Source organism: Bradyrhizobium sp. SRS-191 (genome assembly GCF_024586915.1).
GTDB lineage: Bacteria > Pseudomonadota > Alphaproteobacteria > Rhizobiales > Xanthobacteraceae > Bradyrhizobium.
In genome coordinates, this window is sequence record NZ_JANBVS010000007.1 from 45,512 (window position 1) to 66,629 (window position 21,118).

Genomic DNA, 21,118 nt, shown 5'->3' on the forward strand with positions numbered 1-21,118 from the left:
CATCGTCCCATCGGGGCCGGTGGTTATGGGTCCCTGCGTTCGCAGGGACGACAGCGGAGAGCTGTGAAGCGCCGGTGGGCAAACAGGCCAAGACTTTCGAAAAAAATAATCCTATTGCTATTTTTCAAAAATCATGATTTTATCCCGCCATCCCGTCCCAAGCCAAGGGGCGTTGCGCGCGATCGTCACGACACGCGGGGCGGGGAGCGGTGGCCGCCGCGATGCCGCAGCGTGAGCGAAGGCTTGCGCGGACGAACGGTGTCCGGCGGACGTGAAGTCGTGTGGTCCTGGCCTCCCGGTGCCGAGGTCAAACCGACGGAGCGCTGATGCGCTGCGGTCGGCGACGGGGTCAATCAGCCGGTCCCCGAGGAGAGCACGAAATAAGCGTGAAACCCACCGCGCAGGGAAGGCTGGGCGTTTCCGGCTGCACCTGTGGTACCTGCCGCCTGCACTCTTTTCAGCAGGCGGGCCGCAGGCGTCAGCCGACGCCTGGCCTTCCCTGCGCCCTCTGCAGTTCAGAGGGAGACGTCATCGCAAAACTCGGGGCGCAGTCCGCCGCGAGGCCGCGATTGCTTGATCGGATGTTCTAGCTTCGGTGGAGCCTAGTGCCCGGAGGTGAGGACTATCTTCCCGTACCGGTCGGAATGGGTCCGAGCGGTGATCACCGGCACATACGTCGCAGGGATGATCGTGAGACCCGAACTGGAGCCGAACATTCAGCTGTCGTCCCTGCGAACGCAGGGACCCATACCGCGGAATCTCTCGGTGAGGCACAACTGCTAGTCATCGTCTCATGGAAGCCTGTGGTTATGGGTCCCTGCGTTCGCAGGGACGACAGCGGGGGGGTGGCGAGGCACCGGTGCCATCAGGGAAAGGCTGGAACGGCAGCGCCGGTCGTAGCGGCCAGCCACACGTCATCTCCCTGACCCTCGACGAACCGCAGGCGACTGCCTACCTTCCCCCGGTGCCGCCCCGCATCCGACCAGTCCCGCCCGATGACCGCGCCGCGCTGCCCGACCATTTTACGACATGGTTCGCGGCGCGCGGTTGGACGCCACGCGCGCATCAGCTGGCGCTGCTCGACAAGGCCCGCGCGCAGCGCTCGGCATTGCTGATCGCGCCGACCGGCGCCGGCAAGACGCTGGCCGGGTTCCTGCCGACCTTGGTGGAGCTGGGCGAGACACCAACGCCGCGATCCCTGGCGCGTCCCGCCGGCCTGCACACCCTCTACATCTCGCCCCTGAAGGCGCTCGCCGTCGATATCGCGCGCAATCTCGAAGCGCCGATCTCCGAGATGGGGCTGCCGATCAAGGTCGAGACCCGCACCGGCGACACGCCGGCGTCGCGCAAGCAGCGCCAGCGCCGTTATCCGCCGGACATCCTGCTGACGACGCCCGAGCAGCTCGCGCTGCTGCTGTCGTCCGACGACGCGCCCTATCTGTTTTCCTCGTTGAAGCGCGTCGTGCTCGACGAGCTGCATGCGCTGGTCACCTCCAAGCGCGGCGATCTGTTGTCGCTCGGGCTGGCGCGGCTGTGGCGGCTGGCGCCTGACATGCGCATGATCGGTCTGTCGGCGACCGTCGCCGAGCCGGAGCAGCTTGCGCGCTTCCTGGTGCCCCAGCCCGATGGCGCGATCGCGGCTGCGGACGTCGTCGTCGCCGGCGGCGCCGCGCAGCCGGTGGTCGAAATGCTCGACACGCGCGAGCGCCTGCCATGGGCCGGTCACAGCGCACGCCATGCGCTCAACGAGATGTACGAGCTGATCAAGGCCAACAAGACCACGCTCGTCTTCGTCAACACGCGCAGCCAGGCCGAGATGCTGTTCCAGGAGTTCTGGCGCATCAACGACGACAATCTCGCCATCGCGCTTCACCACGGCTCGCTCGACGTCGCGCAGCGTCGCAAGGTCGAGGACGCAATGGCCGCGGGCCGGCTGCGTGGTGTGGTCTGCACCTCCTCGCTCGATCTCGGCGTCGACTGGGGCGATGTCGATCTCGTCATCAATGTCGGCGCGCCCAAGGGCTGCTCGCGGCTGATGCAGCGTATCGGCCGCGCCAATCACCGGCTCGACGAGGCCTCGCGCGCGGTGCTGGTGCCGGCCAATCGCTTCGAGGTGCTGGAATGCTCGGTCGCGATCGATGCCATCGCCGACAATGCGCAGGACACGCCGCCCTTGCGCACCGGCGCCCTCGACGTGCTGGCGCAGCACGTGCTCGGCTGCGCCTGCGGCGAGCCGTTTCTGAGTGACGAGCTCTATGCCGAGGTGATCACGGCCGCGTCCTATGCGACGCTGACGCGCGCCGATTTCGACGATGTCGTCGACTTCGTCGCGTCGGGCGGCTACGCGCTGAAGACCTATGAGCGTTTCGCGCGCATCAAGCAGGATGCCAAGGGACGCTGGCGCGTCGCCAATCCCAAGGTGCGGCAGAGCTATCGCTTGAACGTCGGCACCATCGTCGAGGAGGCGATGCTGAAGGTGCGGCTGGTGCGCTCGCGCGGCGGCGGCAAAGGTGCGACCGGTGCGATCGCGCGCGGCGGCCGGCTGCTGGGCGAGATCGAGGAGGCGTTCATCGAAGGTCTCACGCTCGGCGACACCTTCGTCTTCAGCGGCGAGATCGTGCGCTACGAGGCACTGGCCGAGGACCAGGTCTATGTGTCGCGCGCGAGCGATTCCGATCCGAAGGTGCCGTCCTACATGGGCGGCAAGTTTCCGCTCTCGACCTACCTCGCCGAGCGCGTGCGCGGCCTGCTCGACGACCGCACGGCCTGGGGCGTGTTGCCGGAGCAGGTCCGCGACTGGCTCTCATTGCAGAAGGACGTGTCGCGCATTCCCGCGCGGCGCGAGCTTCTGGTCGAGACGTTCCCGCGGTCCAACAAGCACTACATCGTCTGCTATCCGTTCGAGGGCCGGCTTGCGCATCAGACGCTCGGCATGCTGCTGACGCGGCGGCTGGAGCGCGCGCGCGCCCGGCCTCTCGGCTTCGTCGCCAACGAATATGCGCTCGCGGTGTGGGGGCTCGGCGACATGTCGCTGATGGTCAAGCAGGGACGGCTGGATCTCGCTGCGCTGTTCGATCCGGACATGCTGGGCGACGATCTCGAGGCGTGGCTCGACGAATCGGCGCTGATGAAGCGCACCTTCCGCTCCTGCGCGATCATCTCCGGCCTGATCGCGCGGCGTTCCACAACCGAGGAAAAGACCCGCCGGCAGGTGCTGTTCTCGACCGATCTCGTCTACGACGTGCTGCGCCGGCACCAGCCCGATCACATGCTGTTGCGCGCCGCGCGCGCCGATGCCGCCACCGGCCTGCTCGATCTGCGCCGCCTCGGTGATATGCTCCAGCGTATCGAGGGCCGAATCACCCATCGCCCGCTCGATCGCGTCTCGCCTCTGGCGGTGCCGGTGATGCTGGAAATCGGCCGCGAATCCGTCTATGGCGAGGCCGCCGACGAGCTCCTGGCGGAAGCCGCCGAGGAACTCGTCAAGGAGGCGATGGGGTAGCGAGAGGCGAGGCGGATTTGCGGGGCACACTCTGCGTATCGGGGATGATGGAGGTCGCCGGCACCGCGCTGCGCGCCGATCTCTCCGGCGCGCTGGTGTGGGACGAGCAGCGCCTGCTCGTCGTCTCCGATCTGCATCTGGAAAAAGGCTCGAGCTACGCGTCGCGCGGCACCCTGCTGCCACCGTTCGATACGGTCGCCACCCTGCGCCGGCTCGCGACCGTGATCGCGCACTACAATCCACGCACGGTGATCGCGCTCGGCGATAGTTTTCACGACCGCGATGCGCATACCCGCCTGACCGGCGACGACCGCGCCTGCATCGCCAACCTTCAAGTCGGCCGCGACTGGATCTGGATCACCGGCAATCACGATCCCGCGCCGCATGGCATCGGCGGCGAGGTTGCCGACGAGATCACGCTCGGCGCAGTCACGTTCCGCCACGAGCCGACCGGCATGCGCGGCGAGATCGCCGGCCATTTGCATCCCAAGGCGCGGGTCGCGACGCGGGCGCGTACGCTGGAGCGCCGCTGCTTCGTCTCCGACGGCGCCTGCGCGGTGATGCCGGCGTTCGGCGCCTATGCGGGCGGCCTCAGCGTCCGCGACGCCGCCTTCGCCAGACTGTTCCCGAAGCGCGCCTTCGTCGCGCATGTGCTGGGGGATACTAAACTGCACAGCATCGCCGCGGCGAGGTGTTATTAGTCGGACGATCGTTATTGATAGTTGGGTCGAGTGATCCTTCTGGCACCAGCTACGCCGCCTTCGCCTGCACCTTTTCGCAGAACTCCGCCAGCCGGTCGGCCAGCCGCAGTGTTGCCGGGCTGGCATTGGGCGAGGCGAGCAGCGCGACCTCGGTGCGGTCGATCGGCGCAAAGCCCTCGCGCGCGGTCAGCACGCGGTGCTCGGCCTGAACCGACATCTCGGAGAGGATGCTCAGCCCCATGCCCGCGGCCACCGCGGCCTGGATCGCGGCGAGGCTCGATGACGTGTAGGCCATGTGCCAGGCGCGGCCCGCGGCTTCCAGCGCGTGGATGGCGCGGCTGCGATAGATGCAGCCGAGCGGGAAGCCGATCAGCGGCACCGAGCGGGCTTCGAGGCTGACCGGATGGCTCTTGCTGGTCACCCAATAGACCTGCTCGGGCCACGCCGCGATCGCCGTACGCGTCTCATCGACGCCGCGCTTGAGCAGCGCGAGGTCGAGATCGCCGCGCTCGATGTCGCGCTTCAGGTTCAGGCTCTGGTCGGCGCGGACGTCGAGCCTGAGATCAGGGTGGGCACGGGAGAACGCCGCGAGCAGTTTTGCCAGCCGGTAGGCGGCGAAGTCCTCGGGAATGCCGAGCTTCACCGCGCCGTCAGGCCCGGGACGCGCCACGACGTCGCGGGCCTCCTCGGCCAGCGCAAGCAGGCGGCGGGCATAGGACAGCAGCCGCTCGCCCGCTTCCGTGGGCGTCACCTCGCGGCCGTCCCGGTTGAGCAGCGTCTGGCCGAGGTCCTCCTCCAGCCGCCGGATCTGCTGGCTGACGGTCGACTGCGTGCGGTGGACGCGCTCGCCGGCCCGGGTGAAGCCGCCGGCCTCGACCACCGAGACGAAGCTGCGCAGCAGCTCCAGATCGAGCATCGAGAACCTCCATTTGAAATTCCACTGAGGTTTAGTCTATCATTTAATTTCCAAATGAGGAAGAACGGCCCTACACCGGCGGCAAAGGAGCACTCCAATGTCCTCCGTGTCCTCGCCGGCCGCCGTGACCCCGATGAAGTCGAACCTGCTGCCGCTCGAGATCGGCCTGTTCTGCCTGCTGTGGAGCTTCGCCTTCGTCGCCGGCAAGATCGGCGTGACCTATTGTCCGCCGCTGCTGCTGCTCGCCGCGCGATTTTCGCTGGCGGGCGTCCTGATCCTGATCGTTCCCGCGCTCAGGGGCGAGTGGGGCATGAGCTGGCGCGATGCCGCCGTGTTCGCGATCATCGGCATTGCCAACAATGCGCTGTATCTGGGCCTCGGCTATACCGGGCTGAAGACGGTGTCGGCCGGGCTGGGCGGGCTGATCGTGTCGGCCAATCCGGTGTTCACGGCGGTGTTCGCCGCGCTCCTGCTCGGCGAGCCGCTGACCTTGCGCAAGGTCGCAGGGCTCGCGCTCGGCACGCTGGGCGTCGCGATGATCGTGTGGCACCGCATGTCGGTCGGGACCGATCATCTCGAGGGCATTCTCTACACGTTGGCCGCCTTGGCCTCGATCGTCACCGGCACCATCCTGTTCAAGCAGTTCGCGCCGAAAGGCAGCCTGTGGGTCGGCAACGGCATCCAGAACCTCTCGGCTGGACTGGTGTTGTGGCCCGTCGCGCTCGGCATCTCCGATGTCCACGACATCGTGCCGAATACGCAGTTGATCGGCGCCTTCGCGTTCCTGGTACTCGGCGGTTCGATCCTCGCCTATGTGCTGTGGTTCCACCTGCTGAAGGTGTGCGGCGCGACCGCGGCCAGCGCCTATCACTTCGTGATGCCGCCGCTGGCGATGATCTTCGCCTTCCTGGTGCTCGGCGAGCATGTCGCCCTGCAGGACCTGCTCGGCGTCGTCCCGGTTGCCATCGGCATCTATCTGGTGACGCGTACGCCGGCGCGCGCCAGCGCGGCCTAATCCCGCCGGAACACGATCGAGGCCATCCAGCCCGTCATCAGCGCCATGGCGGTGGTGACGAGACCATAGACAAAGCCGTTCTGCCGCGCCGAGCTGGCGACGAACTGTTCGAAGCCGACCTTGACGATCTCGAACGCCGTCTCCGTCTTGGCGATCATCGCGCCGTCCGCGAGCAGCTTGATCTCGATCTCATAGGTGCCGATCGGAACCGCGGCGGGCAGCGGAATGCCGGTGCGGAACAAGGTCGGCGTCAGGAACGTCACCGCCGACGTGTCCTCGCGGTAGAGCCCGTGCTGCGACTGCAGCCGCACGAAGGCGCTGCGGAAGGCATCGTTCGGCACCACGTCGCCATAGTCCGGGCCGACGCGCTGCGTCAGCAGCACGTTGGTCAGGCCGAGCTGCTGGCGCCGTTGCACCTCGGGATTGGCCATCGCATCGAACGGCCGGTTGGCGAACAGCGCGAGATAACCGGGCACCTTCAGGAACTGGCGCGAGTCGGTGTTGATCCAGATGCCGAATTTGCGTTCCTTGCGCCGCGTCACCATGTCGGCGCGCGGCCCGCGCACGGTCACCACGAGGTCGTAGGCGGTGCGGGTCGGCGGGGTCTGGGCATCCTTCTCGACCGAGCCGAACAAGACGAGTTCTTCGCCGGAATAGTTCGGCGTCACCGTGACGCGATGGTTGGAGACGGAGGCGATCAGCCGTTCCGCGCGCGTCGGAGCGGCGCCGACGAGCAGCAGCGCGAGCGTCACCCAGGCGAGGCGGAGCTGGATCATCGGCTCGCCTCGGTCTCGCGGATGGTGAAGAGGTCGTCGGGCTTGATCACGAGCTCGATCGCAAAGCGGATTCCGACGGCAAGGATCAGGAGGCCGAGCAGCAGCCGCAGCTGCTCGCCGCGGATCATCTGGCCGGCGCGGGCGCCGAACTGCGCCCCGGTGACGCCGCCGACCATCAGGATCAGCGCCAGCACCGCGTCGACCAGATGATTGCTCATCGCATGCAGCATGGTCGCGATCATCATGGTGGCAAGCGTCAGCACCATCGAGGTGCCGATCACGGTCGAGGTCGGCACGCGCAGCAAATAGATCAGCAGCGGCACCAGGATGAAGCCGCCGCCGATGCCCATGACGGCGCCGAGAAAGCCGATGAGGATGCCGATGCCGATGACGGGAATGACCGAGACGTAGATCTTGGAGCGCTTGAATCGCATCTTCAGCGGCAGCCCGTGGACCCACACATGGCTGCCGGGCCGGCGCACCGTGGCCGGCGCGCCCTGGCGTGCGCGCAGCATGGCGCGCAGGCCCTCCCAGAACATCACGCCGCCGACGCTGGTCAGCAGCACGACATAGGAGAGCGCGATCATCAGGTCGAGCTGGCCGAGCGAGCGCAGCAAGGTGAAGGTGGCGACGCCGAGCGCGGTGCCGAGCGTGCCGCCGATCATGAGCACCAGCGCCAGCGAGGGATCGATTGCCCGCCGTCGCCAATAGGACAGCGCGCCGGAGAACGAGGAGGCGGCGATGTGGCTGGACACCGAGGCGACCGCGACCGCCGGTGTGATGCCGACGAAGATCAGCAGCGGCGTCATCAGGAAGCCGCCGCCGATGCCGAACATGCCGGACACGAAGCCGACGGCCGCGCCCATGGCCAGCAGCAGGAAGATGTTGACCGGGATGTCGGCGATGGGGAGATAGATCTGCATCCGCGCGGTCCTGCGAACGTTCAACCGAAGCATCCCGCGCATGCGAAGCAGGTGCTGCGGTCCTGCATAACCGAAAACGCGGCCGAAGGGATCAGAGATTCCCGACCCAAGCCCCGCGATCTGCTGACGGTGTCACCGGCGGATCGATCAGAGCGGCTTGAGCGGAGCCGTGACCAGCTTCATCGCCTCGGCCTCCTGCGGATCCAGCCAGCGGATGTCGCGGGTCTCGGACATGGTCTCGATCACCTGCGACGAGATGCCCATGCGGGTGACATAGCCGAGGATCGCGCCGGTGACGCGCTGGGTGTCGGCCACCGCATCGTTGCCCTCCGCCGCCGAGGTGAAGCGGTGGACGCCCAGCGCCGAGCCGTCGATGCCGTAGCGGGTCTGGCCGCCCGCAAAGGTGAAAACGCAGGCGCTGGCGCAGAAGCCGGGACGGATCCGGCCGTCCTTGTCCACCACGCCGACAGCGGTGGCGAGGCCGTGGGCGCGGATGATCTCGCCCATCAAGACGCCCTGCTCGAGATTGCCGCCGGGCGACGACAACAGGACCACGTCGCCGGTTTTCAGATGGGATTCATTGATCCGCTCGCGCAGCCAGATCGCCGCGGCCGGCCCGATGCGGCCGCTGACCGCGAGCACGGCACGATCCGCGCCGCCAGCCATCGCGGCATTCGCAACCAGCGCCCAGGACAGGCTGGGCGAGACGTACTGATCCTTCCAGAACGACCAGGCATCCGGACGCGACAGGTCGCGATAGGCGCGGATTCCGCCGCTGAGCATGATCCCGACGAAGAAGATCACCGAGGCAATCCGGCGCCAGCGGAACGCCGCGGGATAGCCGTCGGTGACCTGCTGCACGGGGGATCGAGGCGTGGCGATGAAGCTCGGCTGCGGCTGCGGAGCCACGCGCGGGCCGGTCGGCGATTGTCGGAACGGCGCGCCGTCCTGCTGCTGGTTTCCGGCTGTCACGCGCCGACACTCCCTCGCGGCGTCCATCACGCGCCGTCGCGAAGTCCTATACCGATCGCCCGCACGACACTATGGCGCGCGGGCGGACGCGTTCAGGATTTTGTCGCCACCTTCAGGGCCGCAGTATCGCGCCGGCGAGCTGCGCTGAGGGGGCCCTCAGCGCGGGGCGGCCGAGGCCGACCGCTTGGCCAATGCGGCCTTGGCTGCAGCGGCCTTGGCGATCGCCTGGTTGCCGTCCCAGCCACCGGCGGGCGCCGGCACATTGATGGAGTCATCCGGCTGCGGCTCGACCGTGAAGGTCTGGATCGCGAGCTTGGCCGCGGCCAGCGACTGCGCATCGAGGCGCTTGGCGACGTCGTCACGCTTGCGTCCGGCGTCCGCATCGCCCTGGGCGGCGGCGAGGGTGAACCATTTGTAGGACTCGGCGAGGTTCTGCTCCACGCCGATGCCGCGGGCATAGAGGATGCCGAGGTTGAACTGGCTGTCGGCGACGCCGCGCTCGGCAGCCTTACGGAACCATTGCGACGCGCTCTTGTAGTTCGCGCCCTTTCCGCCGCCATCGGCGTCGAGCACGGCGAGATTGTGCATCGCCTTGGCGTTGCCGCGCTCGGCGGCGACGACGTAGTAGCGGCGGGCGATGTCAGGGTCCTTCTTCACGCCGAGGCCCTTCTCGTAGAAGGTGCCGAGCCGGAACACGGCGGGAATGAGCCCGGCCTGCGCGGCGCGGTCATACCATTTGGCGGCTTCCTCATAGTTCGGCGCGATGCCCTTGCCCTCGGCAAAGCGCACGCCGACCTCGTAGGCCGCGGTCGGATCCCCCTTCAGCGCCGCGTTGCGCAGCGCCATGCCGCCGATCGCATCGGGCAGCTTTTCGGACGCCGGCACCTGGACGAGGCCGAGCTTCTGGCCGTTGGCGGCGGTCGGGATCGTCCCGGTGATGTCGCCTGAGGCGGCCTGCTTGTCGCTATCCTGCGGGATCGCAAGCATCGCGATCGTCTCCGCCTCGCTCGGCATCGCCCTGTTATAGGACTGGCGGTCGATCGGCGTGGGCGAGGTCAGCGACGGCACGCTCTGGTCGGGCGTGGCCGGGCGCGGCGACATGCTGGGCGTCGACGACGGCATCTGCGCGCGCGGCGCCTCGCTCTGGCTCTCCATCGGGGCGACGGGCGGCGGCGTGGAGCCGGTGTCGAGCAGCGACATGGCGAATTTGAAGGTGCCGAGCACGATCACCACGACGCTGGCGCCGACCAGCAGCGAGCGGATCTTCGAGCCGATGGTCGAGACCTCCTCGTCACCTTCGGCGGTCAGAGCGATCGTCGGCTTCTCCTTGGTCTTGGCCTTTGCCGGCTCCTTGGGCGCTTCCTTGGCGACGGCCTTGGGCGGCGGCTCCTTGGCCTTCTCCTTCGGCTTGTCCTTTTTCGCCTTCTTCGGATCGACGGGCTGTGCAGCAGCCGCAGCCTGCGCGGCGCGCCGGGCAGCGGCGATGAAGCTGGACGTGGAGACGGGCTCGCGCTTGCCGGCGGGCAGCTCGCTCAGCGCATCCTCGGACGCGGCGATGCGTTCCGCGGGAGACGCGGTCCGGCCGGGCGGGCGGGTGCCTGGCTCCAGCGGATGATCCGGCGGCAATTCAGGAACGATCGCAGCGGGGCGCGGCGCCTGTGCCGCTTGGGCGGCGTGCGGCTCCAGGATGTCGGCGATCGCCTTGGGCGGGATCGGCGGCGGCATCGGGGCGGCGGCGGGGGCCGCTGCTGCGTGGAAGTCGCGCGGGGCGGCGGCGAACGCCGATGCGGCGGGCGCCGGCGGCGCGATGGGGGCAGCCATCTGCGCGGCTGCCGGGTTCGGCAGCTCCGGCCGATAGGCCGGCTCGGTTCGAGCCGGTTCGGCATAGGCCTGCGGCGCCGGCGCACGTGCGGCGGGCGGCATCGGCGGCTCGATCGTCGGCGCAAGCGGCGGCAGGACCGCTGGCTGGCTGGTCGTCGCCCGCACATTGCGCAGATCGCCTTCGATCATCGCGAGGCGGTCGACGACGTGGCCGAGTGTATTGTGGACCGCTTCGAGCGAATCCTGGGTGTTGCGGTCGGTCTCGGTCTGGCTGAAGCGGATGTCCGACAGCTCGCGCTTGACCATGTCGACGAGGCCGGTGTCATGCGACGCCTCGCGCTGCGACCGGCTCTCGGAGAGCGCGGCGAACGTAGCCTGCTGCCGCTCGAGATAGCGCAGGATGTCCTGCAGCCCGTCCTCGACCCGGGACATGTTGCCGCCGCGCGGATCGTTGGCCGCTTCCAGCCGCTCCAGGAGATAGCTGATGCGCTGCTCGAGATGGGTGATGGCGGACGAGCCGTCATTGCCGACCTGCAGCCGGTCGATGCGATCGGACAGGCCGCGGAGCGCGTCCTCGATCTGGGCGGTGTTGTCGGGCGCGGGGGCAGGGTGCTCGCGGCTTTCGAGCGTCGAGGTCAGGGCCGCGATGCGCTGCTCCAGCGCCGCGAAGGAATCGTGGAAGGACTCGTGCGTGTCGCGCGCCTGCGTGACCTGGTCGACCTTCGAGGACAATTGCCGCAGATCATCCGACAGCCGCTCCAGCGCATCGTTGGAGGCGACGTTGGCCACGATCGCGCGCAGCGCCGTGATGGCGCTTTCGAGTTGCTGAACCGTGCCGGGATCGTCATTGGCACGCAGGATCAGGTCGAGCTTGGCGCCGAGATTGCGGATCGCCTCGTCATAGACGGCGAGCTGCTCGGCCGGCTTCAGCGAACCGACCACCTCGCGGATGTCGGTCAGCGCGCGTTCGATGCCGGCGAGCGCCTGGCCGTCGACGCCGCTCTGGCGGTTCTCGTCGATGCGCCGCGACAGCGAGTGGATCTCGTTCTCGATCGACTCGATCGCGCGCCGCGGCATCGCCTCGGTGATGGTGAGGCGGATCTCCGCAAGCTCGGTGCGGAAGCCCGCGATCGACTGCTCGATGCCGTCGTCGGGACGATGCAGCGCCTCGATCTGGCTGGTGATCTTCAGCAGATGCCGTTCGAGCAGCGAGAAATCGGGGGCCGGGGCGGACGCCGGCGGCGGGGTCATCAGCGGAGCGGCAGCGTGCGCCATCGCAGGCGCAGTCGGGGGTGCCTGATGCGGCGGCAACGGCCGCGCATTGTCGAGCTCGCTCTGCCGCGCGCTGATCTCCGCCACGGCGATGTCGAAGGAGCCGGCGCTGAGCGGCTGGGCCGGACGGTAGAGCTGCGCGGCCGCGCGCTCGACTCCGTCGGGGCCGCGATAGCGATCCTCGGCGGCGGGCTTGTGCAGCGGCGTGGAGATTTGCGACAGGCGGGCATCGAGCCGGGAGATGGCGTCGTTGAGCTGGCGGGCCACGCCCTGCTCGTCGCGTGGCGTGTCCTTGCGCGCGCCCGGCCGCGACATGTGCTCGATCTGCCTCGCGATGGAATCGAGCCGCTGATGGATGTCCGAGACTTCACGGGCATCGCGACTGGTCGGGGGCGTGCTGCGGGGGGCGGGACTGCCGCGGAAATCGGGCGGAGCTGATGCGCCGAGCGTGGAGTTGATCCAGTCGTTCAGCGTCATGCCGGCGCGCTGCGCCGCAGCCTCGGCCCTCTCACGGACGGACGGGTCGATGCCTTCATTACTCCACGGTACGCGCGAATTCATGTCTCGTCCGGTTCCGCTTCCAGCGCTCCACCCCAGCGCCTCCAGCCTCCCCACGCGTCCCGGACATGAACATGAACGGGTCCGCGCAGATCGTCTGCTCCAGGTCCCGACTTTTGACTTTTACGGTAAATAACGCGTTAAGTTTACCGCGGGCGCGGTCAGAACTTTTGCCGCGCGGGCGACGCGAATCAGCCGGCGTTTTCGCGCGACGATGAATCGAGCGGCCGCACGCTTGACGTCGTCGAGAGAGCCGACAACGCGGTGATCGCCTCCTCGCACCATTCCGCGACCATGCGCTCGTGACGCAGGCCGAGGCGCAAATTGAGCAGCTTGCCCATGTCGGCGGGCGCGACGCTGCCGTCGGCGTAGTGCTTCTTCAGGATGCGATCATAGCGCTCGGCGCGGTCGCGATGATGTTCCAGCCGCGCCATCAGGTCGGCTCGGATCGGCGCGATGTCGGCCGCTCCCAACGCATAGAGCCGCACCAGCAGATCGTCCTTGGTCGAGGCCGGCGTGCTCGGCCGTGCCGCCCAGCTGCGAAAAGCCGCGCGGCCCTCGGACGTCAATGTGTAGACGAGCTTGTTCGGCTTGCCGGTCTGCACCACCTCGCGGCCCTGGATGTAGCCGCGGTCGCGCAGCCGGGACAGCTCCCGGTAGATCTGCTGATGGTCCGTCTTCCAGAAGAATCCGATCGAGGAGTCGAACGTCTTGGCGAGCTCGTAGCCCGTCATCGGATGTTCGGTGAGACAAGCGAGGATGGCGTCGCCCAGGGCCATGGCCGGAAACTGCTCCCGTTTTTCTGATCTTGTTTCTGGTCTTGGTCTGCCCCGCTCCACGCTTGACATTATGCACATTGGCGCATATGCGTCAATGTGCATATGGGGTGGTTGTGGTGCTGGCCTGTTCCGCCCCGAGGAGACGCCCAATGACAATGACCGGCCTCGATGGATGGTACGGCTATATGAGGTCTCACGATCTCGGCGCGCTGCGGGAGCTGCTGCACCCGGACGCCGTGTTCGAAAGTCCCGTCGTGCATACGCCGCAGCGCGGCCGCGACATCACCTTCAAATATCTCGCGAGCGCTGAGAAAGTCTTAGGCGGTCCGGGATTCAAGTATGTCGGGGAGTGGCGTAACGCCACGGGCGCCGTGCTCGAATTCGAGAACGAGATCGAAGGCATCAAGCTCAACGGCGTCGACATCATCACGTTCGATGATTCCGGTCTGATCACTCACTTCAAGGTGATGGTGCGCCCGCTCAAGGCGATCAATCTGCTGCACCGCCTGATGGGCGAGCAGCTTGTGGCTATGAGCAAGCCGTCGTGAACAAGCCGTCCTGACGCGACCGACAGCCGCAAATGAACGGCTGCCCCAAGCTGAGAGAAATCGCTAAAGTCCGCGGCCTGCATTGCCTGCCGCGTCCGCAAATTCCAGTCTGAACCTTCAGCCTTCCTGCCGGAGACGCCGATGCCGATCTACAAAGCCCCCGTGGAAGATGTGACCTTCCTGCTCAACGACGTGTTCCAGATCGACCGCTACGACAATCTGCCGGGCTTCTCCGATGCCTCGGCCGATGTTCGCGAGGCGATCCTGGGCGAAGCCGCCAAGCTCGCCGAAGAGGTGCTGCACCCGCTCAACCGCGTGGGCGATCTCGAAGGCTGCAAGCGCCATGACGACGGCAGCGTGACCACGCCGAAAGGGTTCAAGGACGCCTACAAGCAGATCAAGGATGGCGGCTGGCTCGGCCTCTCGGCGCCGACTGAATATGGCGGCCAGGGTCTCCCGGTGACGCTCAGCCAGACCGTCAACGAATTCCAGTGCTCGGCCAACATGGCGTTCTCCATGTATGGCGGCCTCACCATGGGCGCGACCGCTGCGCTCATCGTGCATGGCAATGAGGAGCAGAAGAAGACCTACGTGCCGAAGATGGTGGCGGGCGAATGGACCGGCACCATGAACCTGACGGAGCCGCATTGCGGCACCGATCTCGGCCTGCTGCGCACCAAGGCCGTGCGCCAGGACGACGGCAGCTTCAAGATCTCCGGCACCAAGATCTTCATTTCCGCCGGCGAGCACGATCTCGCTGATAACATCATCCATCTGGTGCTCGCCCGTATCGAGGGCGCGCCGGCCGGCATCAAGGGCGTGTCGCTGTTCGTCGTGCCGAAATTCCTGGTCAATCCGGACGGCACGGTGGGCGCGCGCAACGGCGTCATGTGCGGCTCGATCGAGCACAAGATGGGCATCCACGGCAACTCCACCTGTGTGATGAACTACGACAACGCCACCGGCTGGCTGATCGGTGAAGAGAACAAGGGCATGCAGGGCATGTTCGTGATGATGAACGAGGCCCGGCTCGGCGTCGCCGTGCAGGGTCTCGCGCAGTCCGAGGTCGCCTATCAGAACGCCGTCGCCTATGCGCGCGAGCGCATCCAGGGCCGCTCGCTGACGGGTGCGAAGGCGCCCGATAAGGCCGCCGATCCGATCATCGTTCATCCCGACGTGCGCCGCACGCTGCTGTCGATCCGCGCCTTCAACGAAGCCGCGCGCGCGATGGTGGTGTGGACCTCGCTGAAGAGCGACGTCGCCCACCGCTCGCAGGATCCGAAGGACCGTCAGGCGGCCGACGACCACATGGGCCTGATGACCCCGGTCATGAAAGGCTACATGACCGACATGGGCTTCGCCAACGCCGTCCAGGCGCAGCAGATGTATGGCGGCCACGGCTACATCGCCGAATGGGGCATGGAGCAGTTCGTGCGCGATGCGCGCATCGCGATGATCTACGAGGGCGCCAACGGCATCCAGGCGCTGGATCTCGTCGGCCGCAAGCTGCCGCGCGACGGCGGCCGCGCTGTCATGGCGTTCTTTGCCGAGGTCGGCTCCTTCGCCAAGGAGCACGGCGGCAACGAGGCGATGAAGCCGTTCATCACGCCGCTGTCGATGGCGCTCGGTCATCTGCAGCAGGCCACGACGTGGCTGATGCAGAACGCGATGACCAAGCCGGACAATGCCGGTGCCGCCGCGACCGACTACATGCATCTCTTCGCGCTGGTCACCTTCGGCTACATGTGGGCGAAGATGGCCAAGGTGGCGCAGGACAAGATCGCGGCCGGCGACAGCTCGACCTATCTCACCACCAAGCTGGTGACGGGCCGTTTCTTCATGGAGCGCGTGCTGCCGGAGACGGCGGCGCATCTCGCCCGCCTGCAGGCCGGCTGCGCGACCGTGATGGAACTGCCGGCGGAAGCCTTCTGATTTCGGAGCAAAGGCCGGTGCGCGCCGCGTGCCGGCCTTCGCTTATGCTGACAACAACAAATTGGACCAGATGAGGAGGGCGTGATGCCTGAGGCCTTTATCTACGACCACGTACGGACTCCCCGCGGCCGCGGCAAAGCCGATGGCTCCCTGCATGAGGTGACCGCGCTCGCGCTCGCGACCGTGCCGCTGAAGGCGCTCAAGGACCGCAACAACCTGCCGGAGGATTCCGTCGACGACGTCGTGCTCGGCGTCGTCGATCCCGTCGGCGAGGCCGGCTCCGACATCGCGCGTTTCGCCGCGCTCAACGCCGGCCTCGGCGAGGCCGTCCCCGGCGTCCAGATCAGCCGCTTCTGCGCCTCGGGCCTGGATGCCGTGAACTTCGCCGCCGCGCAGATCATGAGCGGCCAGCACGAGCTCGTCATCGGCGGCGGTGCCGAATCGATGAGCCGCGTCGGCATCGGCGCCTCCGGCGGCGCCTGGCCGATGGATCCGTCGATGGCCGTGCCGGCCTATTTCATGCCGCAGGGCATCTCGGCCGATCTGATCGCGACCAAATACGGCTTCTCGCGCGACGACGTCGATGCCTACGCCGTGCAGAGCCAGCAGCGCGCGGCCAAGTCCTGGGAAGAGGGCCGCTTCAACAAGTCGGTCGTGCCGGTCAAGGACATCAACGGCCTGACGATCCTCGCCAAGGACGAACACATGCGCCCGTCGACGACGATGCAGTCGCTGGCGCAGCTGCAGCCGTCCTTCGTGCAGATGGCGCAGATGGGCGGCTTCGACGCGGTGGCGATCCAGTCGCACCCCGAGCTCGAGCGCGTCAACTACGTGCATCACGCCGGCAACTCCTCAGGGATCGTCGACGGCGCCGGTGCGGTGCTGCTCGGCAGCAAGGAGGCGGGTGAGAAGTACGGCATGAAGCCGCGGGCCAAGATCCGCGCCTTCGCCAATGTCGGCTCTGAGCCGGCGATGATGCTGACCGGCCCGGTCGACGTCACCGAGAAGCTGTTCGCGCGCTCCGGCATGAAGAAGTCGGACATCGATCTGTTCGAGCTCAACGAGGCCTTCGCCTCGGTCGTGCTGCGCTACATGCAGGCCTTCGAAATCGACAAGGACAAGATCAACGTCAATGGCGGCGCCATCGCGCTCGGCCATCCGCTCGGCGCCACCGGTGCGATGATCCTCGGCACCGTGCTCGACGAGCTCGAGCGCACCGGCAAGGCCACCGCTCTGGTCACGCTGTGCATCGGCGGCGGCATGGGCACCGCGACCATCATCGAGCGGGTGTGACAGCCGTAGGGCGGGTTAGCCGCAGGCGTAACCCGCCCTGTTGCGAGAGACGGTGGGTTACGCTGCGCTAACCCACCCTACGATCGACGAATACAGGACAACGCCGCGCCGACCGGCTGCTGGCACCGAGGGAGCACCATATGGCCTTCAAGAACTTCAAACTCGAAACCGATGCCGACGGCATTGCGCTGATCACCTGGGACATTCCGGGCCGTTCGATGAACGTGCTCGACGAGACCTCGACCAACGAGCTCGAGGCCCTGGTCAAGCAGACCACCGCCGACGCCGCCATCAAGGGCGTCGTCATCACCTCGGCCAAGGAGGCGTTCTGCGCCGGCGCCGATCTGTCCATGCTCGAAGGCATGAACCGCATCTACGCGGACGTGCTGAAGAGCAAGGGCGAGGAAGCCGCCAACCAGATGCTGTTCGACACCAGCCGGCGCTTCTCGCAGATCAACCGCGCGATGGAGACCTCGGGCAAGCCGTGGGTCGCCGCGATCAACGGTCTCGCGCTCGGCGGCGGCTTCGAGATCACGCTGTCGTGCCACTACCGCGTCGCGGCCGAGAACCCGAAGACCCGCCTCGGCCTGCCCGAGATCAAGGTCGGCCTGTTCCCTGGCGCCGGCGGCACCCAGCGCGTGCCGCGCATCGTGCAGCCGCAGGACGCGATGAACCTGCTGCTGAAGGGCGAGGCGCTCACCCTCGACAAGGCCAAGGCGCTCAAGCTGGTCGATGCGATCGTGCCTGCCGCGGACCTGATCAAGGCCGCCAAGGACTGGATCAAGGGCGGCGGCAAGGCGGTTCAGCCGTGGGACGAGAAGGGCTTCAAGCTGCCCGGCGGCCCGGTATTCTCCAAGAACGGCATGATGATGTTCCCGGCGGGCAACGCCATCTACCGCCGCGAGACCTACGACAATTATCCTGCCGCGCGCGCCATCATGAGCTGCGTGTATGAGGGCCTGCAGCTGCCGATCGACGCCGCGCTGCGCGTCGAGTCGCGCTACTTCACCAAGATACTGCGCTCCAAGGAAGCGGCGGCGATGATCCGCAGCCTGTTCCTGTCGATGCAGGAATTGAACAAGGGCGCGCGTCGTCCGGCCGATGTGCCGGCGACCAAGCTGAAGAAGATCGCCGTGATCGGCGCCGGCTTCATGGGCGCCTCCGTCGGCTACGTGTCGGCGCGCGGCGGCCTCGAAGTCGTGCTGATCGATCGCGACCAGGAGAGTGCCGACAAGGGCCGCGCGCATGCGCAGGGCGTGGTCGACGGTCTGGTCAAGAAGGGCCGCACCAAGCCCGGCGAGGCCGAGGCGATCATGGGCCGCATCACCGCGACCGCCGACTACGCCGCGCTCAAGGATTGCGATCTCGTCATCGAGGCCGTGTTCGAGGACCGCAAGGTCAAGGCCGAGACCTACGCCAAGGCGCAGGCCTATCTGAAGGACGGCGCGATCTTCGCGTCGAACACCTCGACCCTGCCGATCACCTCGCTGGCCGAGGAGTTCAAGGACCAGGGCCGCTTCATCGGCATCCACTTCTTCTCGCCGGTCGAGAAGATGATGCTGGTCGAGATCATCATGGGCAAGGCCACCGGCGACGTCGCGTTGGCGACCGCGCTGGATTATGTCCGCACCATCGGCAAGACGCCGATCGTGGTCAACGACTCCCGCGGCTTCTTCGCCAACCGCTGCGTGATGCGCTACATCGCCGAGGGCAACGAGATGTTCCTCGAGGGCGTGCCGCCGGCGCTGATCGAGAACGCCGCCAAGATGGCCGGCATGCCGGTCGGCCCGCTGTCACTGTCGGACGAGGTCGCGCTCGATCTCGGCCTGAAGATCATGAAGGCGACCGAGCACGATCTCGGCGCCAACGCGATCAACCAGGACCACAAGAAGCTGATGGTCGAGCTGGTCGAGAAGCAGGGCCGCTTCGGCCGCAAGAACGCCAAGGGTTTTTACGACTATCCCGAGAAGGGCAAGGGTCAGAAGAGCCTGTGGCCGGATCTCGCGAAGCTGCAGCCCAAGCATCTCGATCCCGATACGCTCGATGTCGAGGAGCTGAAGCAGCGCTTCCTGGTGGTGCAGGCGGTGGAAGCCGCGCGCACCGTGGAGGACCACGTCATCACCGACGTGCGCGAGGCCGATGTCGGCTCCATCCTCGGCTTCGGCTTCGCCCCGTTCACCGGCGGCACGCTGTCCTACATCGACTTCATGGGGACGAAAAAGTTCGTCGAGCTGTGCCACAAGTACACGGCGAAGTACGGCTCGCGCTTCGCCCCGCCGAAGCTGCTGGAGGAGATGGCCGCCAAGGGCGAAACCTTCTACGGCCGCTTCCCGCCGAAGAAGGCGGCGGCTTGACGGCCACCAGCGGCCTGTGGCGCAAGCTCGCTAGCGCCCCATCGCCGGTGCACTCCCCTCCCCCTTGCGGGGAGGGGTCGGGGGTGGGGATCTCAGGAAAAGGTCTCAGTTGGTGAGACCTCTTTCATTTCGAAGTCTCAGCACGAGATTTGCTCGCAAATTCGTGCTCGATATCGTCCCACGGTGCAGCGCCTCGCGCATCCGCATCGAAGGTGGCCATGCGACGGGTCACTTCGGCTTGTTGAGCTGAAGTCAGCTGCACGTCTTCGGTTGTCAGGCTGTCCCACAGCAGCTCGATGAGAACGAGCCGTTGTTTCGTGGTCAGCTTGGAAATCTCGACCGGAAGGGACATCAGGTTAGCCTCAGTTGAAGACGGGAGGTCCAGGGACATCGTTAGAGTCCCCGTGTGGACCCCCACCCCCTACCCCTCCCCGCAAGGGGGAGGGGGGCTCACCGGCTTCGCGGCCACACGGTCGCGTCCTAGAAAGCGAGCTTTAGCTCACCCCGCCTTCATCAGCCCTTCCTTCTCCAGCGCCTCCTGCACCTTCGGGCGGGCCGCGACGCGGTTCTTGTAGGCGACCAGGTTCGGCATCGCCGACAGGTCGAACTTCATCCGGTCGGCCCAGGTCAGCACCGTGAACAGGTAGCCGTCGGCGACGGTGAACTCCTTGCCCATCAGATAGTCGCGGCCGGCGAGCTGGCTGTCGATGTATTTGAACTTGCCCATCACCCGGTCCTTGAAGAAGGCCTTGGCGTCGTCGGCGAGCACCGGCGAGAACATCGGGCCGAAATTCTTGTGCAGCTCGGAGGTGATGAAGTTCAGCCACTCCAAGAGCTTGTAGCGCTCGCCGCTGTCGCGGGCTGGCGCCAGGCCCTTGTCCTTGGCCTGGTCGGCGATCATCTGGACGATGACCGGGCCTTCGGTCACGATTTCGCCGCTCGGCAGCCCCAGGGCGGGCACCTGGCCCTTCGGATTGACCTTCAGGTAATCATCGCCATTTTCCAGGGTCTTGGCGCGCAGATCGACCTTCACCAGATCGTAGGGCAGGCCGGCTTCGAGCAGGGCGATATGGGGCGACAGCGAGCAGGCGCCGGGTGAATAATAAAGCTTCATCCTGTATGTCCTCCGTGAGACCGTTTTGGGTGGAACCAACTGGGCGGTAACACCCGCCCCTAAATGCATTGGCATGGAATCGTCAAGATTGATGCAGCTGCATCAAATGCGCTAGAACGAGGACCAGAGGATACGAGCCGGCCCATGAAACGCAAACCATCGACCGAGGCGACCGCCGCCTGGATCCGCCTGATGCGGGTCCAGAGCCGGGTGCTGGACTGCGTCGAGCAGGAGCTGAAGAAGGCCGGTTTCCCGCCGCTCGCGTGGTATGATGCGCTTCTCGAGCTGTCGCGCGCGCCCTCCGGCGAGCTGCGCCCGGTCGAGCTCGAGCGTCAGATGCTGATCCCGCAATATTCGACCTCGCGGCTGATCGACCGGCTGGTCGATGAAGGTCTGGTCACCAGGCGCGAATGCAAGATGGACAAGCGCGGCCAGTTCGTCGAGATCACCGAGGCCGGCCGCGAGCTGCAGAAGCGAATGTGGTCGGCCTATTCGGCCGCGATCGAGAAGCATGTCGGCTCGAAGCTGTCGGATACCGATGCCGCCAAGCTCTGCATGCTGCTGGATCGACTCGGTTGCTCCTGCGGTCAGGCCGCGCCGTTGGCGGCCGGAGAGGGCGCGTCGACCCGATGACCCATCCGC

Annotated in this window: 16 protein-coding genes; 8 read left to right on the plus strand and 8 right to left on the minus strand. The window is 66.8% G+C overall.

The window, feature by feature from the left end:
* Positions 1-964 precede the first annotated feature (964 nt).
* Both NLR35_RS14500 and pdeM read left to right on the plus strand, forming a co-directional pair.
* Positions 965-3,502: a ligase-associated DNA damage response DEXH box helicase gene (locus NLR35_RS14500; protein WP_257167459.1), complete on the plus strand. Its 2,538-nt coding sequence runs from the start codon at positions 965-967 to the stop codon at positions 3,500-3,502.
* A gap of 47 nt (positions 3,503-3,549) precedes the next feature.
* The gene (pdeM, locus tag NLR35_RS14505; RefSeq protein WP_257167460.1) at positions 3,550-4,203 is read left to right on the plus strand and encodes a ligase-associated DNA damage response endonuclease PdeM; all 654 of its coding nucleotides are present in this window, start codon (positions 3,550-3,552) and stop codon (positions 4,201-4,203) included.
* A 49-nt stretch (positions 4,204-4,252) separates the two neighbouring features.
* Here pdeM and NLR35_RS14510 read toward each other — a convergent pair whose 3' ends face one another.
* Positions 4,253-5,119, minus strand: a complete 867-nt coding sequence (locus NLR35_RS14510) for a LysR family transcriptional regulator (RefSeq protein ID WP_257167212.1) — start codon at positions 5,117-5,119, stop codon at positions 4,253-4,255.
* Positions 5,120-5,216: 97 nt separating this feature from the next.
* Here NLR35_RS14510 and NLR35_RS14515 point away from each other — a divergent pair, with 97 nt between their 5' ends.
* On the plus strand, positions 5,217-6,134 hold the full coding sequence (locus NLR35_RS14515) for a DMT family transporter (RefSeq protein ID WP_257167213.1): 918 nt from the start codon (positions 5,217-5,219) through the stop codon (positions 6,132-6,134).
* Here the strand turns inward: NLR35_RS14515 and NLR35_RS14520 are convergent.
* The 5 genes from NLR35_RS14520 to NLR35_RS14540 all read right to left on the minus strand — a co-directional run bounded on the left by NLR35_RS14520 (position 6,131) and on the right by NLR35_RS14540 (position 13,235).
* Positions 6,131-6,910 carry a TIGR02186 family protein gene (locus tag NLR35_RS14520; protein ID WP_257167214.1) on the minus strand — a complete coding sequence of 260 codons (780 nt, stop codon included), beginning with the start codon at positions 6,908-6,910 and terminating at the stop codon, positions 6,131-6,133. The two genes, NLR35_RS14515 and NLR35_RS14520, sit on opposite strands and share 4 nt — an antisense overlap.
* Positions 6,907-7,833: a sulfite exporter TauE/SafE family protein gene (locus tag NLR35_RS14525; RefSeq protein ID WP_257167215.1), complete on the minus strand. Its 927-nt coding sequence runs from the start codon at positions 7,831-7,833 to the stop codon at positions 6,907-6,909. The genes NLR35_RS14520 and NLR35_RS14525 overlap by 4 nt, the downstream gene beginning before the upstream one ends.
* A gap of 147 nt (positions 7,834-7,980) precedes the next feature.
* The gene (locus NLR35_RS14530) at positions 7,981-8,832 is read right to left on the minus strand and encodes a hypothetical protein (RefSeq protein ID WP_306577520.1); all 852 of its coding nucleotides are present in this window, start codon (positions 8,830-8,832) and stop codon (positions 7,981-7,983) included.
* Positions 8,833-8,961: 129 nt separating this feature from the next.
* Positions 8,962-12,459, minus strand: a complete 3,498-nt coding sequence (locus NLR35_RS14535; protein WP_257167217.1) for a hypothetical protein — start codon at positions 12,457-12,459, stop codon at positions 8,962-8,964.
* A 188-nt stretch (positions 12,460-12,647) separates the two neighbouring features.
* Positions 12,648-13,235, minus strand: coding sequence for a PadR family transcriptional regulator (locus NLR35_RS14540; protein ID WP_257167218.1), 588 nt, complete (start codon positions 13,233-13,235; stop codon positions 12,648-12,650).
* Between the two features lie 149 nt (positions 13,236-13,384).
* Here NLR35_RS14540 and NLR35_RS14545 point away from each other — a divergent pair, with 149 nt between their 5' ends.
* The 4 genes from NLR35_RS14545 (at position 13,385) to NLR35_RS14560 (ending at position 19,362) form a co-directional block, all read left to right on the plus strand.
* Positions 13,385-13,783 (plus strand): nuclear transport factor 2 family protein, encoded by a 399-nt coding sequence (locus tag NLR35_RS14545; protein ID WP_257167219.1) that lies wholly within the window; start codon positions 13,385-13,387, stop codon positions 13,781-13,783.
* A 141-nt stretch (positions 13,784-13,924) separates the two neighbouring features.
* Entirely contained in the window at positions 13,925-15,715 is a 1,791-nt protein-coding gene (locus NLR35_RS14550; RefSeq protein ID WP_257167220.1) for an acyl-CoA dehydrogenase C-terminal domain-containing protein, read from the plus strand.
* 84 nt (positions 15,716-15,799) lie between these two features.
* Positions 15,800-17,008 carry an acetyl-CoA C-acetyltransferase gene (locus NLR35_RS14555; protein ID WP_257167221.1) on the plus strand — a complete coding sequence of 403 codons (1,209 nt, stop codon included), beginning with the start codon at positions 15,800-15,802 and terminating at the stop codon, positions 17,006-17,008.
* 140 nt (positions 17,009-17,148) lie between these two features.
* Complete coding sequence (locus tag NLR35_RS14560) at positions 17,149-19,362, plus strand: FAD-dependent oxidoreductase (protein WP_257167222.1); 2,214 nt, start codon at positions 17,149-17,151, stop codon at positions 19,360-19,362.
* A gap of 124 nt (positions 19,363-19,486) precedes the next feature.
* Here the strand turns inward: NLR35_RS14560 and NLR35_RS14565 are convergent, their stop codons facing one another.
* Both NLR35_RS14565 and gstA read right to left on the minus strand, forming a co-directional pair.
* The gene (locus NLR35_RS14565) at positions 19,487-19,714 is read right to left on the minus strand and encodes an addiction module protein (protein ID WP_257167223.1); all 228 of its coding nucleotides are present in this window, start codon (positions 19,712-19,714) and stop codon (positions 19,487-19,489) included.
* Between the two features lie 147 nt (positions 19,715-19,861).
* A complete protein-coding gene (gene gstA / locus NLR35_RS14570; RefSeq protein ID WP_257167224.1) occupies positions 19,862-20,476 on the minus strand; it encodes a glutathione transferase GstA in 615 nt (204 codons plus the stop codon).
* Between the two features lie 144 nt (positions 20,477-20,620).
* Between gstA and NLR35_RS14575 the strand changes: the two genes are divergently transcribed.
* Positions 20,621-21,109 (plus strand): MarR family winged helix-turn-helix transcriptional regulator, encoded by a 489-nt coding sequence (locus NLR35_RS14575; protein ID WP_257167225.1) that lies wholly within the window; start codon positions 20,621-20,623, stop codon positions 21,107-21,109.
* Positions 21,110-21,118: the final 9 nt, after the last annotated feature.

What these genes read in the sequence shown, in the direction of transcription:
- pdeM (WP_257167460.1), top strand. Translation starts at nt 3,550, where the DNA reads ATGGAGGTCGCCGGCACCGCGCTGCGCGCCGATCTCTCCGGCGCGCTG.
- NLR35_RS14510 (WP_257167212.1), bottom strand. Translation starts at nt 5,119, where the DNA reads ATGCTCGATCTGGAGCTGCTGCGCAGCTTCGTCTCGGTGGTCGAGGCC.
- NLR35_RS14515 (WP_257167213.1), top strand. Translation starts at nt 5,217, where the DNA reads ATGTCCTCCGTGTCCTCGCCGGCCGCCGTGACCCCGATGAAGTCGAAC.
- NLR35_RS14520 (WP_257167214.1), bottom strand. Translation starts at nt 6,910, where the DNA reads ATGATCCAGCTCCGCCTCGCCTGGGTGACGCTCGCGCTGCTGCTCGTC.
- NLR35_RS14525 (WP_257167215.1), bottom strand. Translation starts at nt 7,833, where the DNA reads ATGCAGATCTATCTCCCCATCGCCGACATCCCGGTCAACATCTTCCTG.
- NLR35_RS14530 (WP_306577520.1), bottom strand. Translation starts at nt 8,832, where the DNA reads ATGGACGCCGCGAGGGAGTGTCGGCGCGTGACAGCCGGAAACCAGCAG.
- NLR35_RS14535 (WP_257167217.1), bottom strand. Translation starts at nt 12,459, where the DNA reads ATGAATTCGCGCGTACCGTGGAGTAATGAAGGCATCGACCCGTCCGTC.
- NLR35_RS14540 (WP_257167218.1), bottom strand. Translation starts at nt 13,235, where the DNA reads ATGGCCCTGGGCGACGCCATCCTCGCTTGTCTCACCGAACATCCGATG.
- NLR35_RS14545 (WP_257167219.1), top strand. Translation starts at nt 13,385, where the DNA reads ATGACAATGACCGGCCTCGATGGATGGTACGGCTATATGAGGTCTCAC.
- NLR35_RS14550 (WP_257167220.1), top strand. Translation starts at nt 13,925, where the DNA reads ATGCCGATCTACAAAGCCCCCGTGGAAGATGTGACCTTCCTGCTCAAC.
- NLR35_RS14555 (WP_257167221.1), top strand. Translation starts at nt 15,800, where the DNA reads ATGCCTGAGGCCTTTATCTACGACCACGTACGGACTCCCCGCGGCCGC.
- NLR35_RS14560 (WP_257167222.1), top strand. Translation starts at nt 17,149, where the DNA reads ATGGCCTTCAAGAACTTCAAACTCGAAACCGATGCCGACGGCATTGCG.
- NLR35_RS14565 (WP_257167223.1), bottom strand. Translation starts at nt 19,714, where the DNA reads ATGTCCCTTCCGGTCGAGATTTCCAAGCTGACCACGAAACAACGGCTC.
- gstA (WP_257167224.1), bottom strand. Translation starts at nt 20,476, where the DNA reads ATGAAGCTTTATTATTCACCCGGCGCCTGCTCGCTGTCGCCCCATATC.
- NLR35_RS14575 (WP_257167225.1), top strand. Translation starts at nt 20,621, where the DNA reads ATGAAACGCAAACCATCGACCGAGGCGACCGCCGCCTGGATCCGCCTG.